This is a genomic window from Sporolactobacillus terrae DSM 11697, assembly GCF_000648615.1.
In the GTDB taxonomy this organism is placed as follows: Bacteria; Bacillota; Bacilli; order Bacillales; family Sporolactobacillaceae; genus Sporolactobacillus; species Sporolactobacillus terrae.
The window spans coordinates 79,738-96,135 of record NZ_JFZC01000039.1 but is presented as its reverse complement, the minus strand read 5'-3'; the positions used below and the strand labels follow the sequence as shown (position 1 = coordinate 96,135).

General features: G+C 45.9%; 15 protein-coding genes. 7 read left to right on the top strand and 8 right to left on the bottom strand.

The window, feature by feature from the left end:
* Nucleotides 1–188: 188 nt before the first annotated feature.
* From recD2 to cymR, 5 genes are all read right to left on the bottom strand, one after another.
* Nucleotides 189–2,546 (bottom strand): SF1B family DNA helicase RecD2, encoded by a 2,358-nt coding sequence (gene recD2 / locus AA84_RS0107795; protein WP_028976728.1) that lies wholly within the window; start codon nt 2,544–2,546, stop codon nt 189–191.
* Nucleotides 2,547–2,565: 19 nt separating this feature from the next.
* Complete coding sequence (locus tag AA84_RS0107790; protein ID WP_028976727.1) at nt 2,566–3,234, bottom strand: tetratricopeptide repeat protein; 669 nt, start codon at nt 3,232–3,234, stop codon at nt 2,566–2,568.
* A gap of 205 nt (nt 3,235–3,439) precedes the next feature.
* Nucleotides 3,440–4,534 carry a tRNA 2-thiouridine(34) synthase MnmA gene (gene mnmA, locus AA84_RS0107785; RefSeq protein ID WP_051575070.1) on the bottom strand — a complete coding sequence of 365 codons (1,095 nt, stop codon included), beginning with the start codon at nt 4,532–4,534 and terminating at the stop codon, nt 3,440–3,442.
* Nucleotides 4,535–4,572: 38 nt separating this feature from the next.
* Entirely contained in the window at nt 4,573–5,739 is a 1,167-nt protein-coding gene (locus tag AA84_RS0107780; RefSeq protein ID WP_028976725.1) for a cysteine desulfurase family protein, read from the bottom strand.
* 52 nt (nt 5,740–5,791) lie between these two features.
* A complete protein-coding gene (gene cymR / locus AA84_RS0107775) occupies nt 5,792–6,214 on the bottom strand; it encodes a cysteine metabolism transcriptional regulator CymR (protein WP_010025435.1) in 423 nt (140 codons plus the stop codon).
* A gap of 251 nt (nt 6,215–6,465) precedes the next feature.
* Between cymR and AA84_RS0107770 the strand changes: the two genes are divergently transcribed.
* A complete protein-coding gene (locus AA84_RS0107770) occupies nt 6,466–7,803 on the top strand; it encodes a replication-associated recombination protein A (RefSeq protein ID WP_028976724.1) in 1,338 nt (445 codons plus the stop codon).
* A gap of 118 nt (nt 7,804–7,921) precedes the next feature.
* Complete coding sequence (locus tag AA84_RS0107765; protein ID WP_028976723.1) at nt 7,922–8,605, top strand: RsfA family transcriptional regulator; 684 nt, start codon at nt 7,922–7,924, stop codon at nt 8,603–8,605.
* Between the two features lie 66 nt (nt 8,606–8,671).
* On the opposite strand, the gene AA84_RS0107760 is transcribed toward AA84_RS0107765, so the two are convergent.
* Genes AA84_RS0107760 through AA84_RS0107750 form a run of 3 tightly spaced genes read right to left on the bottom strand, consistent with a single transcriptional unit; the run spans nt 8,672 to nt 11,115 of the window.
* Entirely contained in the window at nt 8,672–10,207 is a 1,536-nt protein-coding gene (locus AA84_RS0107760; protein WP_152540359.1) for a hypothetical protein, read from the bottom strand.
* A complete protein-coding gene (locus AA84_RS0107755) occupies nt 10,185–10,685 on the bottom strand; it encodes a PilW family protein (protein ID WP_028976721.1) in 501 nt (166 codons plus the stop codon). Before AA84_RS0107755 ends, AA84_RS0107760 begins: the two co-directional genes overlap by 23 nt.
* A gap of 13 nt (nt 10,686–10,698) precedes the next feature.
* Nucleotides 10,699–11,115, bottom strand: a complete 417-nt coding sequence (locus AA84_RS0107750) for a type II secretion system protein (RefSeq protein ID WP_236628077.1) — start codon at nt 11,113–11,115, stop codon at nt 10,699–10,701.
* A gap of 102 nt (nt 11,116–11,217) precedes the next feature.
* On the opposite strand from AA84_RS0107750, the gene AA84_RS0107745 reads away from it, so the two are divergent.
* From AA84_RS0107745 to AA84_RS0107725, 5 genes are read left to right on the top strand one after another with little or no spacing between them, the layout of a single operon-like run.
* On the top strand, nt 11,218–12,876 hold the full coding sequence (locus AA84_RS0107745; RefSeq protein ID WP_028976719.1) for a GspE/PulE family protein: 1,659 nt from the start codon (nt 11,218–11,220) through the stop codon (nt 12,874–12,876).
* 23 nt (nt 12,877–12,899) lie between these two features.
* The gene (locus AA84_RS0107740; protein ID WP_028976718.1) at nt 12,900–13,934 is read left to right on the top strand and encodes a type IV pilus twitching motility protein PilT; all 1,035 of its coding nucleotides are present in this window, start codon (nt 12,900–12,902) and stop codon (nt 13,932–13,934) included.
* Between the two features lie 4 nt (nt 13,935–13,938).
* On the top strand, nt 13,939–15,147 hold the full coding sequence (locus AA84_RS0107735) for a type II secretion system F family protein (protein ID WP_028976717.1): 1,209 nt from the start codon (nt 13,939–13,941) through the stop codon (nt 15,145–15,147).
* Nucleotides 15,148–15,165: 18 nt separating this feature from the next.
* Nucleotides 15,166–15,630, top strand: coding sequence for a prepilin-type N-terminal cleavage/methylation domain-containing protein (locus AA84_RS17430; protein ID WP_051575063.1), 465 nt, complete (start codon nt 15,166–15,168; stop codon nt 15,628–15,630).
* A 12-nt stretch (nt 15,631–15,642) separates the two neighbouring features.
* Nucleotides 15,643–16,395, top strand: coding sequence for a prepilin peptidase (locus AA84_RS0107725; protein ID WP_028976716.1), 753 nt, complete (start codon nt 15,643–15,645; stop codon nt 16,393–16,395).
* Nucleotides 16,396–16,398 lie beyond the last annotated feature (3 nt).

The window sequence follows — 16,398 nt, the reverse complement described above, 5'->3', positions numbered from 1 at the left end:
TACATCTTTCATTACTGGCATCCATGTCCATATCTGCTGGAAAATATACATGCCTAATCAAAAAAAGAGAACAAAACTCGATTGTGGGCACGACAATACGTAAAAAAACTTGGCCAATCAGCATCTGAACCATTGCTTGTGACCAAGTTTATTCATCTTATTGATTTAAAGTAACGTGCGCTACCTCATCAATCCTTTGCGATGGGAGCGTTTTCTGCTTCGGTTGGCTGATCAAACTCCGGCTCATCAGGATGCAACTGAGGTTCCGATTCCTCAATCAGATGCAGCCGTTCGCCTATTTTTCGCGCAAGATTAGAGTTGCGCTGATCCACGTCATTACTGCTTACCGCTTGATTAAATGCCTCAACATCGCCGCATAGAACGAGAGAATCCTTGCTCCGGGTCACCGCCGTGTAAATCAGATTCCTTTTCAGCATGCGGTGATACCCCTTAACAATTGGCAGGATGACAATTGGAAATTCGCTGCCCTGCGCCTTATGAATTGAGCAGCAGTACGCGAGTGTCAGCTGATTCAGATCATGCTTGAGGTATTTGACTTCAACCGACGAATCAAAAGTGACGATCACCGTATCTTCCTTATCTGTCGTCTCCTTTGCACGAAAAATAGCGGATATCTCACCAATGTCACCGTTAAATACTTGCTCATCAGGATTGTTCACCAACTGCAATACCTTATCATGAACACGGAAGATATGATCTCCGTACGTCAGCTCACGTTTCTGGTCATTTTTCGGATTAAAGAGTTCTTGAAGGGAGCGATTAATCTGTTCGATACCGGCATTGCCACGGTAAATCGGCGCAAGCACTTGAATGTCCCTCGGCGGATAGCCCTTTTTTTGTGCGCCGGCAGCGACCTTGCAGATGACATCAATCACTTGGTTCTGATGGCATTTGAAGAAACGGCGATCCTTTCGCGGCTCTGCGACATCGACCGCTTTACCCTCTTTGATTTCATGAGCAAGTTCGATAATTGATGAGCCTTGCGCCTGACGGAAAATAGCGGTTAATCGGATCACCGGAACGGCGTCGGATTGAATCAAGTCGCTCAGTACCTGCCCGGGACCAACGGAAGGCAGCTGATCTTCGTCTCCGACAATGACCATCTTCATCTCATCCGGCAACGACTTAAGCAGCTGATTGGCGAGCCATAAATCAACCATTGACATCTCATCGACGATCAGCAGCTTTCCTTCAATCGGATCGTTTTCATCATGCGCATAACCGGAACCACCATTCCATCCGAGCAACCGATGGATCGTCACAGCCGGAAGTCCTGTCGATTCTTTCATCCGTTTTGCCGCACGTCCGGTTGGTGCAACAAGCAACACAGGATAAGGATGATCCTCATCATAATCTTTCGGATCGAGCGAACAACTGTTCAGCTCCGCATAGACTTCTACAATCCCTTGAATGACCGTCGTCTTTCCCGTTCCCGGCCCGCCGGTTAAGATCATGATCGGGGACTGGATCGCTTCACGGATAGCTTGCTGCTGACTCTCAGCATATTGCATCGACAGCTTATCCTCAACCTTGCCAAGCGCCTTGAGGAATTCGCTTTCCGAGTATTCATCCTCTGCATCTTGTTCAACCAGCTTCTGAATGCCGGTGACAATTCCTTTTTCCGCATAGTAAAGCTGCGGCAGATAAAGCTGATCGTCTTCCCGAATCAATTTTCCATCCTCTTCCAGAACATCAATCTCATGGATGAGATCCGCTTCATCGATGCTCTCTTTTGAGGATAATAGTCTTTGGACTTCTGAAATTGTCGCTTGTTCCGGCATGAAAACATGGCCATCATTCATCGCCCGTTCATTCAACCAATACAAATAGGCCGCTTGAATCCGCTCCGGATGGTTTCCGGAAATGCCAAGAGATGCGGCAAGTTCATCCGCACGTTGAAAACCAATACCCTCGATATCCTGAATCAGCTGGTATGGATTCTCCGCGATAACCTCGAGACTATCATTTCCGTATACTTGATAGATCTTCGTCGCCAGCTGTGAACCAAATCCGTAGTCCGAGAGCCCGATCAGAATTTTCTCCAATCCTTCATTTTTAAGCAACGTATCGGCAATCATCGAACGCTTGTCTTTATCGAGCTTCGGTACACGCTCCAAACATGAAGGATCATTTAAAATATCAGAAATCGCGTGTTCGCCAAGTTCGCCAACGATCATCTCCGCCGTTTTTTTCCCTATTCCGGGAAAAAGATCGCCGGAGAGGTAGCTGATTACCCCGGACTTCGATTTCGGCAGCATTTTTCGATAGGTCTCTACCTCATATTGCTGACCATATCTTGGATGCGTCTTCAACTTGCCGGCAAATTGATAGGTTTCGTACAAATGGATCGTTGGGAAAAAACCAACCATTGTGATCTCTTTTTCGTTGATGGGCTCCGTGGTTTCATTAATTCTCACAATCATCACGGTGTATCCGTTATCGCTGTTCTGGAATACGATTCGAATCGGCTCACCCTTTACTGAATTTGTCTGATCTGAAAAAAGATCCATGGTGGTCTGTTCCATTGTCCCGTCGTCCTTTCGCTTAGTTCTGCCGATCAGTTTGCTGCTTATCTAAGCTTTTCAATCCATTTGCAGCCAGTATATGGTTTGGGCTAAGTTCGAGCGCTTTATGAAGCAAGCGCCGTGCTTTCGTAATCTGATCTCGGAATGCAGCAATCACACCTAAATTATAGTACGCATCCGCATGCGCTGCGTCGGCTTCAATCACAGTTAAAAACTGTTTTTCTGCCGCATCCACGTCTCCAAGCCTCGCCAAGGAAAGTGCATATTGAAACCGAGCTTCTGTATCCGTTTCATTTAATTCCACCGAGCGCTGGAAGGCAGCGAGTGCCTGACCGGCATGGCCGAGTTCGCTTGCTGAGCGTCCGATCATGTAAAACAGGTCACCATCATTAATTCCCGCGCGCTGTGCATCGGCAAACTGAGTCAGCGCTTCTGCATATCGACCGCGTTCGAACTGTGCGTTACCATAACCAAAAGCGGCACTACCATAGCTTGGATCCAGTTCCAGAGCTTTTTTGAAAAAGTTGACCGCACGCGCATTTTCTCCCATCGCAATCAGCAGATTGCCGAAATTTGTGTAGCCGGCAGGGTCATTCGGATACTCGGAAATGGCACGGTCCAGCACTTTCGCAGCTTCTTCGAACTTTTTCTCAGTAATCAAGCGTTGCACCTGTTCCATCGTCTTCATGCCATCGCCTCCAAATAGTTCTGTTTTTCCGTTATGTATAAAAAAGGGCGAGAAAAGCGCCCAATCTCCTTTAGAGTGCGGTGTACGCTCCATCTAGCTTGTATCCGCGGACGACCGAGCAGCTTGCTCGCTTCAAATCCACATGTCCGTTCGTTTTATAAAAAAAGTGTTGCGCTTTAAATGCCTGTGAAAAAGACTCAAGCTTTTAGCGCAAAGCCGAGTCTGTAAAGTCGAGTGTTTTATCTGTTCCCTGTCCTAAAATCGTTGCAATCGTTGCTCCGCCGAGGCACTCATCACCATCATACAGAACCACCGATTGACCCGGCGTAACCGCACGTTCCGGCTGATCAAACACGACCTTAAGCCGTTCGTCGTCGAGCACATGAACAGTCACTGGTTGATCTTTCTGGCGATATCTGAATTTTGCTGTGCAGTGGAACTCACTGCGCTTTGCGGTGCCGGAGATCCAATTGACTTTGTCAGCCAATAATCCTTTTGCTTGCAGCGCAGGGTGTTCGGATCCCTCCACCACATACAGAATATTACGCTTTAAGTCTTTGCCACAAACAAACCATGGGCCGCCCGGACCGCCAATACCAAGTCCTTGGCGCTGACCATTGGTATAGTACATGAGCCCGTCATGATACCCTTTGAGTTCACCATCAAGGGTGCGGATCTCACCGCGGTTTGCCGGCAGATAATGGCTCAGGAACTCCTTAAAATTCCGTTCACCGATAAAGCAGATACCGGTACTGTCCTTTTTCTCAGCCGTTGCCAAGTGATGTTCACGTGCAATTTCGCGTACCTCTGGCTTTTTCAGATCACCGAGCGGGAACATCACCTTGGCGATCTGTTCTTGCGAGAGCTGATTCAGGAAATAAGTTTGATCCTTATTCTGATCGACTGCACGAATCATCGCTGTTTTGCCATCGCGACGGTCAACGCGCGCGTAATGACCGGTTGCCACATAGTCCGCACCGAGCGCCATCGCGTGATCGAGAAACGCTTTGAATTTAATTTCCTTATTGCACATGACATCCGGATTCGGTGTCCGCCCTAATTTATACTCATCCAGGAAATACGAAAAAACACGATCCCAATACTGTTTCTCAAAATTGACTGCATAATAGGGTATCCCGATTTGATTGGAAACGCGGACCACATCTTCATAGTCTTCCGTTGCCGTACAAATCCCGTTCTCATCGGTATCGTCCCAATTTTTCATGAAAATACCAACGACATCATAGCCTTGCTGCTTCAGCAACAGCGCGGCAACGGTTGAATCCACTCCGCCCGACATGCCAACAACGACACGTGTCCGGCTTGGGGATTTTCCAGTCACGAAACTTCACCCACCTTTCTTAACGAAACGAGATCACGGACAGATGCGGCAATGATCCGCCCCGCCTCTCGTAATTGATCTTCATCTATATGATCTCCGAAACTAACACGAATTGAGCTGACCGTCTCCGGAGCTCGCTCGCCAAACATTGCCGTCAGCACATGTGACGGTTCCACCGATCCCGCCGTGCAGGCAGAACCGCTGGAGACTGCTACTCCCGCTAAATCCAGTTTTGTGAGCAGCGTTTCAACATTGGTTCCCGGAAAATAAAGATTCAATACCTGAGGCAAAAAGTGATCCGGATTACCGTTGATTTTATAGGTCACTTTTTCCTCATCAAGTGTCTCAAGAATTATTTGACGTGCATGCAAGCAGTTGTCAATCCGCTCATGAAAATGTTCGCCGACTTTTTCGACTGCCCGTGCCAGACCGGCAATTGCCGGAACATTTTCCGTACCGGCGCGCCGTTTGCGCTCCTGATCACCGCCATGCGTATATGCCTGAAGCGACAAACCGTCCCTTACGAAAATAAAACCGATACCCTTTGGGCCGCCGATTTTGTGACCGGCCATCGACATCAAGTCGATGGGGGTATCCTTAACGTCCATGTCGGCCGTACCGAAGGCTTGCACAACATCCGTGTGGAAATAAGCCTGATGATCGGCGAGCAAGTGCGCGATTTCCCGAATCGGCTGAATCGTGCCAACCTCATTATTTCCAAACATTATCGAGACGAGAATGGTGTCCTCACGTAGTTTGCTTTTTAATTCATCAAGTGAAACGCGTCCTGTACGATCCACATCGAGGTAGTCAATCGTGAAGCCTTGCGTTTCTAAATATGCGCATGTTTTTAACACACCGTGATGCTCAATTTTTGTCGTAATGATATGCTTTCCCTTATCGCTGTTAGCGAAAGCCGTACCGAGAATAGCGATGTTATCGCCTTCCGTACCACCGCTGGTAAAGACGATCTCGCGGCTGCGTGCACCAATATATTTTGCAATTGTATGACGCGATTCATCAACGATCTTGCGCGCCTGTCGGCCGAACGAGTGAATACTCGACGGATTTCCTACCACCTGCTGATACGTTTCCACCATGACCTGAAGCACTTCCGGATCAATCGGTGTTGTTGCGGCATGATCAAGATAAATCGGATTCACGCCTTATCACTCCTTTAAATCAATCGAATCACGCGAGCTAACCCGCGTTCGCTTAAATATAAAACATATCCGGATCCTGTACTTGAGGATCGGAATCGTAATGAATCAAATCGTCGAGCGTCGTCCCTTGCAATACATCGCGTACCGCATCACGGATTTTCACCCACAGCTCACGTTTCGCCGGATCATCATCGTCCATCACTTCCACCGGTTGAATCGGCCCTTCCAGAACACGAATCACGTCGGCTGCCGTGATTTCGCTCGGCATTTTCGCCAAAACATAGCCGCCGTAGGCTCCACGAATGCTGCTGACCAGCCCCGCATTGCGCAAAGGAGCAATTAATTGTTCCAAATAGTGTTCGGAAAGATCATGTTCATTGGCAATCGCCTTCAGCGAAAGCGGTCCGCGACCTTTGTTTTTGGCAAGCGCCATCATAATCGTCAAGCCGTAACGGCCTTTCGTTGAAATTTTCATCTCGTTACACCCCATCTTAAATCAACATTTATCTTCTTTCATTTATACCCTGTCAAGTGAGACAAAGATGCACGTCTGCCCCGAAGCAGTACGCGGATCCACTCTGTTAAAACAAGCATTCCCTACGAACATAGCTTCTGATTTATGGTAAACTATGTTCAGACCTTAAATTATTATAGACGAAAATGCTTGGCGTTGCACGTCATCAAGAAGGATTCCCGCAAATACAGAAAAATGAGAGGATGATCGGGATGGATCTGTTTGACTTTCCAACCGATGACCAATCGAATTTAAACGGTCGGCCGCTCGCCGATCGGATGCGTCCGCAAACACTCGATGAATTTGTCGGTCAGGAGCAAATTGTCGGTCAGGGACGGCTGCTGCGCCGTGCCATTCAAGCAGACAAACTGACGCCGATGATTTTCTTTGGGCCACCGGGGACCGGCAAAACGACGCTTGCCCATATCATTGCTCAAACCACTTCTGCCTATTACGAACAGCTCAACGCCGTTACATCCGGCGTTGGCGATATTCGCAAGATTATTGCGGCTGCGGAAGAACGATTGAAATTCGATCAGCAGAAAACCATTTTATTTATTGATGAAATCCATCGCTTCAATAAGGGACAGCAGGATGCACTCCTGCCTTCCGTTGAAAAAGGTACAATTATTCTCATCGGTGCAACAACCGAAAGTCCGATGTTCGAGATCAATGCAGCACTTCTGTCTCGATCTCGATTATTTCGATTCGAGCCCTTGACGGATAAAGCAATTCGTACGATTCTTAGCCATGCATTGACCGATAAAAAAAGAGGTTACGGCGAATCGTCCATCGAAGTGGATGAGGATGCGTTGGATCATCTTGTTCGCGTTGCAAATGGTGATAGCCGCACGGCACTGCATGCCCTAGAGCTGGCCGTGCTGACCACAGACCCAAATGCCGACGGCGTCATCCATATTGATCGCAGCGTCGCTGAGGAATCGATTCAGGAAAAGGTCTTACAGTATGATAAAAACGGAGACAACCACTACGATACGGTATCTGCATTCATCAAAAGTATGCGCGGATCAGATCCAAATGCCACGCTTTACTGGCTCGCCAAGATGATCGCCGCTGGCGAAGATCCGAAATTTATCGCCCGCCGTATTTTCATCCATGCCGCTGAAGACGTTGGTCTTGCCGACCCCAATGCGATTCTGATTGCCAATACCGCGGTGACCGCAGTCACATTTATCGGGATGCCTGAAGCACGTATCCCGCTTGCCGAAGCAGCTCTCTATGTCGCAACAGCGCCAAAGAGCAATGCTGTGATCAGCGGTATTGATGAAGCACTCGCTGCCGTAAAAGATGAAAAAACGGGCGACGTTCCCATCCACCTGCGTGATGCTCACTATAAAGGTGCGGCCAAGCTTGGACATGGCAAAGGTTACCTCTATCCGCACGACTTCGAAGACGGATACGTACCGCAAGACTATCTTCCGGACAAGCTGCGCAGCAAGCACTTCTACCATCCTTCCCCACGCGGCTATGAACGAACCGTTCAAAAACGACTCGACTATTTTGTCGAGCGCGACAAAAAAAAGCGCTGATACAGCGCTTTTTTTATTTTAAAGCTTCAATCCTCTTGAAAATCGATCGTGTATAAAAGTCTTAAAAGTTGTCAATCCTTTTTACAAATCAACAAGAATGCAAGAAGGAGCATAGAACATGACAAAAGTGAGACAAGATGCATGGTCGCATGAAGATGATCTTCTGCTCGCAGAGACCGTCCTGCGCCATATCAGAGAAGGAAGTACCCAGCTCGACGCCTTTGAAGAAGTTGGCGATCGGCTGAATCGAACCGGGGCTGCATGCGGATTCCGCTGGAACGCCATTGTCCGCCAAAAATACGAACAAGCAATACAAATCGCAAAAAAACAGCGTAAACAAAAAAAACGTGCCGAACAGCAAAACAGAATATCCCGTCCAGTGACTCAATCATTTCCTGTTATGGAAACCGCGGACCTCACGGATCCTACATCGTTCACTGCTGAAACTCCGGCACAACAAACCGGAACACCAGCCGCTTCCTCAACAAGCAGCCTCACATTAACCGATGTTATCCACTTTCTGCAGCATCTGCAAAACGGGAGCTCAACAAGCAACCGACTGGATAAAGAAAACACGCATTTAAAACAAGAAAATGCACGTTTACAAAAACGTATCGGCGAACTCGACCAAGAGATCGAAACCTTAAAATCACGCCAGAAAACCGTTGAAGAAGACTATCAAGCACTGGTCGGCATCATGGACCGCGCCCGTCGCATGGTCGCCTTTCAAGATCAAGACGCTGCATCAGCACCCGCCTTCAAAATGGACCAAAACGGCAACCTGGAAAAGATCGCGAAATAAACAAGTAAGAATGCATACACCCTCGAGTTCAAACGGCTCGGGGGTGTATTTTCACAAATTTATTTACTACTGATAGTTTGTTTTTGTATCAATTATTGTTATAGGAGATTGATTTCCATCATTGTCATCATCCTCTGATTCGCCCCCACCCCTTAATTGAGCATTTATTACAATCTCGCCATTACCACTGGTTTTAAATGATGCATTATTTCCTGCCGTAATTACCCCTTTTTTAAAAATAACTGAATAACCTTCGGCTTTTGGATAGAAGTCTTTTCGTACATAAACAGTTCGTTCAAACCTCAATGGTCCACTATTATTAAAAGAACCGTTGATAAAAACATAACCATAGAAATGATGTGAGCCTGAAGAATTATAATCATGATTAAAATAGACATTACCATTAAATGATGCGGAAGAGCTTGATGAACCATTCAATGATCCATTAGCGACATTTAAATTACCATTTACGGAAATCGTACTATCGTTGTTTAAATTAATATCGCTTCCATTTATAAGCAATGATTTTTCAAAATTCATTGAAGTATGATCACTTGCGTTGATTGCGCCATTTATATATACATTTCCTTTAAACAGAAAGTGAGTTTTATTTCCAGCATTAAGATCGCCATTTATTGCCACATCATCATTAAAAATGATCGTTCCTTCATTTAAATTACCAGAGTTTATACTGCTTGCCAAGAAGGCTTTTCCATTAATAGTGACACTTGGATTTGATTTTTTTAAATTAAAACTGTTAAAGTTAACACTTCCATTATATTCAGCCTGCATTACTGCATCTTCATTAATCGAAGCGGCACCATTTATGGGTTGATTGACTGGATAGGATAAGGGCATATTCTTGAATTGATTTTTTACAGTTGTCAAATCAACAGTTTGATGCACTACATCATTAGTTGTAGGCTGCCGACCGCTTATAATTACAGTATTATTATTCACATAAGCATCACCTTGATGTACAAAATCGCCTTCAGAAATCCACTTAGGTGTATAATCTGCAGGTAACCAACTCAAATAACCATTATGGTACCCCCCACTTATATACGGAAGAGATAGTCCCATATACGGTGGTGTGTGATCAGCATCACCAGTAGCTGCTGTATCCACCGGCCGATACTCGAACGTTATTTTTTGCATAATCACCTGAATTCCATCATTTGTGGTTCCCCGACTGGTAATTGTGACGGTAATTTTATCATCCGTTGAATCGCCGACTTCTCCATGGGTTACTGTATAACACGGATTTCCTTGCATCGAATTTATCACAAGATTTGAACTTGAATTAAGCGTTCCAGGCAAGATTTCTATCACTTTATCCTTAAAGTTTGTTTGAGTTACTTCGCTTACATCTAATAGTTTTGATTGAAGTTCTTTATTGTATGCCTTCAACCCCATCTCAGCGACGTTTAATGCCTGGGTTTGTGTGGTTTCTTTGCTGAATTGCTTTGTATGGTTAAAAGATACCGACATGACGGTGAGTCCGAGTACAGAGAAAACTGTAATAACAAGGAGAACGATAACGAGTGCATACCCAGATTCTCTTTTCTGAAACGTTCTTTTATGGGGCATCACTTGGTTCACGCTCCCCTACGTCTTCCCATGGATAGTTTAATGTTGTTGAGAGATGAAAACTTGGACCCTCGTTATCAGCACTACCTGCCGCTGTTCTTTTTTTTATAACATAATCAATAGTTAGTTTTGTGCCAATAAATTTCCCAGTATCATCTGATATATCTTGTAATTCTGAGCCATCCCCACTATAAAACAAATCAGGACTCGATATGTGCTCTTGTTGTGAAGAACTACCCTTACCAGTGGCAAGAATTACTTCACCATTGTCGATTGTTAAAGTAAGGTTATCCTTCTGTTCATAAAACGCACGTGTAATCCGTGCTTGTACGAGATGAGCGTCTGCTTGGAGATCGTTTTCCGTTATGGTATGTTGCGCTGATTTTTCGCCGGATAGCCAGATACTGAAAATAAGAACAAAACAAATCGTTGCAATGGTTATTGCGGCGAGCATCTCGACAAGCGTCACGCCTCTCGAATTATGTATCATCTTCCTGTACCTCTCAATTGCTTGTTATCGTATAATAGTTGTAAAGTTCTACGTATTTTGTATCGTTATAGTAGGTTCGAACGACGATAGGTAAAAGCTGGTCATCTTCGCTCCCTTTGTTTAATACATAAACATAAGTTTTGTAGATTGAATTTTGTTCATCGGGAACTTTAATCGTAAAGTCTGTATGTAGAGGACTGGCTGTCGGTGAAGAAACAGTGGATCCGGAGTTAACCGGAGGTGTTTCCGCGCTCAGCACTTGCGACAATTCTTTTTGCGCGAGCTGCAATGCGTTCAAACGGTCGCCGTTATTGGTTGTCACTTGCTGGCTCTGGATAAATACATACGCGAAAGTTAAAATGACGATACTCAGCAATGCTATTGCGGCAATGACTTCGATTAGCGTCATCCCTGCTTGTTTTCGGTTCATCAGTCGCAGTCCTTTCGCATCTGTCGTCAGATCTATTTTAATGGGTTTTGGTGTAGAATGAAAGTATCGTTTTAAAAGATTACGAATCAGGAGGGCAGACACATGCAGCGCACACATCGAAGATTAGGCGACCTTCTTGTCGAATCAGGAATGATTACACAAGACCAGCTGAGTTCGACACTGGAACAAAAAGATTCATCACAAAAATTAGGACATGCCTTAATTGAGCGCGGATATATTTCCGAACAACAACTGATCGACGCACTTTCGATACAGTTAGCTATCCCTCAAGTCCATTTATCGAATCTAGTCATTGATTATCAAACGGTTAATCTCGTCGACCAGTCCTTTTCACGGCAAAATGAACTGATTTGCTATAAAAAAGAGAACAACACCCTTTTTGTTGCCATGGCAAATCCGCTAAATTTTTACGCCATTGATGATCTGCAAATGATGACCGGTTTTCATGTTAAAGTTGTTTTGGCACTTCCAAGTGAAATTACCAGCACAATCAACCGGCTCTATAACGAGGAAGATTCGGTGAATGAGATTCTGACATCGATCAACAACCGCCCGATTGACGAGCCGGAACTGACTTCAGTCGAGAATACGCCGATTCTGAAAGTGATCAACAAATGTCTCTTAAGTGCTGTAGAAGATCGTGCCAGCGATATCCATATCGATCCCCATGAATTCAGTGTTGTGGTCCGGTTTCGTATTGACGGTGAGCTTCACACGTATCGCACGTTTCCAAAAGAGATTTTGAGCGTGCTTGTGACGCGAATCAAAGTCATGAGTCAGCTTGATATCACAGAGACCCGCTTGCCTCAGGACGGACGAGTCAAAGTCGCGATTGGCAAGAACCGGCTGGATTTACGGGTTTCGACGCTTCCGACCCTTTTTGGTGAACGTATCGTGCTTCGACTTCTGAATACAAAGGATTTACTGCTGAAAATCCCAAACGTCGGCTTTACCGAGTCGCAGCAAAAATCCTTTGTGAACATGATTTCCAAACCGACCGGGTTAATGCTGATCACAGGACCGACAGGTTCCGGGAAAACGTCAACGCTTTACGCCGCTTTAAATTACCTGAACAATGAGACCCAAAACATCATTACCATCGAAGATCCGGTTGAATACCAAATTGACGGAATCAATCAGATTCAGACGAATGCTCCAGTCGGATTGACGTTTGCCGCCGGATTAAGAGCAATCCTGAGACAGGATCCGAACATCATCATGGTCGGAGAAATTCGCGACTCTGAGACTGCGGAAATTGCGATTCGTGCCTCGCTGACCGGGCATCTTGTACTCAGCACTTTGCACACCAATGACGTGCCGACCACCATCTACCGTTTGATTGATATGGGGGTTGACCCGTTTCTCGTGGCCGCATCGCTCACCGGTGTCGTCGCCCAGCGTTTGGTGCGACGTGTCTGCCGCGACTGCGCGCGACCGTCTGCATCAACCGCCATTGATCAGGCACTGTTTCAAAAAGCAGGCCAGGAATGCCCCGATACCCTGATGAAGGGCACCGGGTGCAAATCATGCCATCATACCGGATATCTTGGGCGAACTGCGGTTCATGAAATGTTGACGCTGAGCGATGAACTGTCTGAAAAACTGATTACTCACAATTCCTTTACAGACATTCAAAATCTGGTTCGTGATTCCGGCGGCGAGTCAATGCTTCAAAATGGATTGTCGAAAGTCGCTCAAGGAATTACTACCGTGGACGAACTGCTCAAAATTATCAGCTGACCTGTAGACTTAGGGGGAGAACTATGATTGAATTTCTTAAGGACTGTTTGGCGATTGCCTGCGGGCGCGGAGCCTCTGATTTACATCTATCCGTTGGTATTCCGCCGACGATCCGTTTGAACGGCGAATTAACTGCACTCGACAAACCGATCATTCGGCCTGCGGACACCGATGAAATCGTTCGCGGTATTCTATCCGAAGAACAATTGGCAAAGCTGGAGGCGAACGGTGAACTTGACTTTTCTTACAGCATTGCCAAATTATCGCGTTTCCGGGTGAATGCGTTTCGGCAACGTTCATGCTACAGTATCGCCTTTCGTGTCATACCGCAATCCATACCCAATTTCGCTTCACTACGCTTGCCCAATGTTCTAAAGTCACTCATTCACCGACCGCATGGTTTATTCTTAGTGACGGGGCCGACGGGAAGCGGAAAGTCAACGACACTTGCGGCGCTCGTGGACGACATGAACAAGACACTGCGCCGTCATATCATTACGCTAGAGGATCCGATCGAATATTTGCATCGACACAACCGCTGTATCATTCAGCAGCGCGAGATCGGTTACGATACCCAGTCGTTCGCACTAGGGCTTCGATCTGCTTTGCGCGAGGATCCGGACGTAATTCTGGTTGGAGAAATGCGCGACTTGGAGACGATTCGAACAGCACTAACGGCTGCAGAAACCGGTCACCTCGTCTTGGCGACACTGCATACCAACGATGCAGTCTCAACCGTTGACCGAATCATTGATGTCTTCCCTCCCGAACAGCAGGGACAAATCCGCATTCAACTGGCTGCCGAGCTCGTGTCTGTGGTGTCGCAGCGCTTATTTCCATCCCCGGACTACACCAGCCGGCGTGTGGCGACCGAAGTCATGATTAATAATAAAGCAATCAGTCATTTGATTCGCGAGAAGAAGATCTACCAGATTCCAAGTGTCATCCAGGTCAATCGCGCGCAGGGCATGCAAACGATGGCTGCCTGCGTTCAGGATATGCTGACGCGGCGCGAGATCGCCGGTGAATCGATCGAAACATTTTTAACAAGGAAGTGAACACATGCCGCTGTTTGACTATGTCGGTACCAACACATACGGCAAAATAAAAAAAGGAAAGATCACCGCAGTAACCAAACAAGAAGCCTTGCTACAAGTTGCCAATCAAGGATTAACAATCCAGTCCATCCAGGAACATAACGATTCCATTTGGTATAAGGAACTTTCGTTTGGTTCTCGCGTGAAACTGCAAGAAAAAGTTGTCTTCCTGAGACAGTTTGCGACGATCATTAAAGCCGGCGTGACGGTTTCCGATGCCCTAGAAATTTTAACGGATCAAGAGGAAAAGAATAAATACTTTAAGCAAACGATTATGGATATGGCCACCAATCTTCGCGAAGGGCAGTCCCTATCTCAGGCATTTGAAAATCACCCGAAAATTTTTAGCCCAATGATCATTCACATGATTCGTGCCGGTGAAGGCAGCGGTCGCTTGGAGGAAAGTCTGGACCATCTGGCGACCTATTACGAACGCCAGCATAAATCACGGCAAAAATTGAGCACAGCGATGGTTTACCCTGCCTTTGTTTTTATGATGTCGATCGGTGTTGTTTTGTTTCTATTAACGACCATCATCCCGATGTTCCGCACCATGTTCGCCGGCCTGAATACGCAACTGCCGCTGATTACACGCGTCATTTTGACAATAAGTGACTGGCTTCGCGCTTACTGGTATGTGATCTTTCTTTTAGCGATCGCGGCAGTATTTATGATTACGATCCTCCGACGAAATAAATCTAGTAAATTAAGACTAGATTATGCTATAATCAAGTTGCCTTTACTAGGTATAATAGTCTATAAAAGTGAACTTTCCCGATTGCTCTGGATGCTTGCGCTATTGCTCTCCAGTTCTGTACCTGTCATCGATGCATTGCACTCAATTGAGAAGATCACATCGAATCTAGCCATCCGACAGGCCATACATAAAGTCTCCGAAGCCCTTGATTTCGGACGACCCTTATCACAAGCCTTTCGGGAGGAGAATATTTTTCCGGCAATGGTTCACCACATGACCGCAATCGGCGAAAAAACCGGTATGCTCGATCAAATGCTGAACAGTGTCGCCAAGTATTACGAAGATGACGTTGAACAGATGACTGAGCGTATGAAGGTCCTCATTGAACCCCTCGTTATCCTGTTCCTCGCTGTTGTTGTCGGTATTATCGTTCTAGCCATCATTATCCCTATGTTCCAAATCTATCAAAACGTGTAAGAGACAGGAGGAAAACGTATGCTCAAAAAGATTATGAAAAAAGCGAACGAAAAGAAAAACCAGAAAGGCTTTACACTGATTGAACTCTTGGCGGTAATCGTTATCTTAGCTATTTTGGCTGCCATCGCAATTCCGAGTGTCGTGTCAATTATTAACAAACAAAATGATAAAGCAAAGGTACAAGATGCTCTAACCGCAATTCATGCCGCGAAATTATATGTTGCTGACCATACTTCAACATCTACAACAACATTTGGACCGAGTCAATTAGACGATTATCTTGACAAATCTGTTAAAAGTTCGCTTCCAAATGACTACTCCATTACATATGCTGATGGGGAATACACAATTACTGACACAAGTTTACCTGAAACATTTAGCGAACACAAAGCCACGGAAAATCAATTATTAGCTTACAATAAGGGGGATTCTTCCTCAAAATCTAGTGAATCTTCTAGTACATCTGAACCAACGGAAGAGTAATATAGTCGAATTATGTTATTATCAACATATTATATTTTACTCCTAGGTCTCATCCTAGGCTCTTTCTACAACGTCGTCGGTCTGCGGGTTCCCGCCGGCCAGTCAATCATTATGCCGCCTTCGCACTGTCCGTCGTGCGGGCGGCGTTTGACTATCCTTGACTTGATTCCAGTATTTTCCTATATTTTGCTGGAAGGCAAATGCCGCACCTGTCATTCAAAGATTTCACCAATCTATCCAATCATCGAAGCAGCAACGGGACTTTTATTCTTGTTTAGTTTCCTACGCGCAACATCAATTGAAGAGATGCTATGCGGCTGGCTTCTTGTTTCATTGTTGATGATCGTGCTCGTATCTGATCTTGAATATATGCTGATTCCGGATAAGATTTTGCTGTTCTTTTTCCCATTGTTCGTTGCCTTTCGGGTCATTTACCCTCCTCATCCGTGGTGGGACGCGCCGCTCGGCTTTGCAGCGGGGTTCGGACTGCTTGCCTTGATTGCCTTAATCAGTCGCGGCGGCATGGGTGGCGGCGATATCAAATTGTTTGCCATCCTAGGCCTGGTTTTAGGTTGGAAACTCGTCATTTCAGGGTTTTTTCTAGCCACATTCTTTGGTGCTGTCATTGGCCTCGGCGGACAACTTCTGGGACTGATTAAACGCCGGCAGCCGGTACCCTTTGTTCCATTTATTGCTTTAGGGATACTGACCAGCTTCTTCTTCGGCGATCAGCTAATCACCTTATATTTTGATCTAATCTTTTAATAG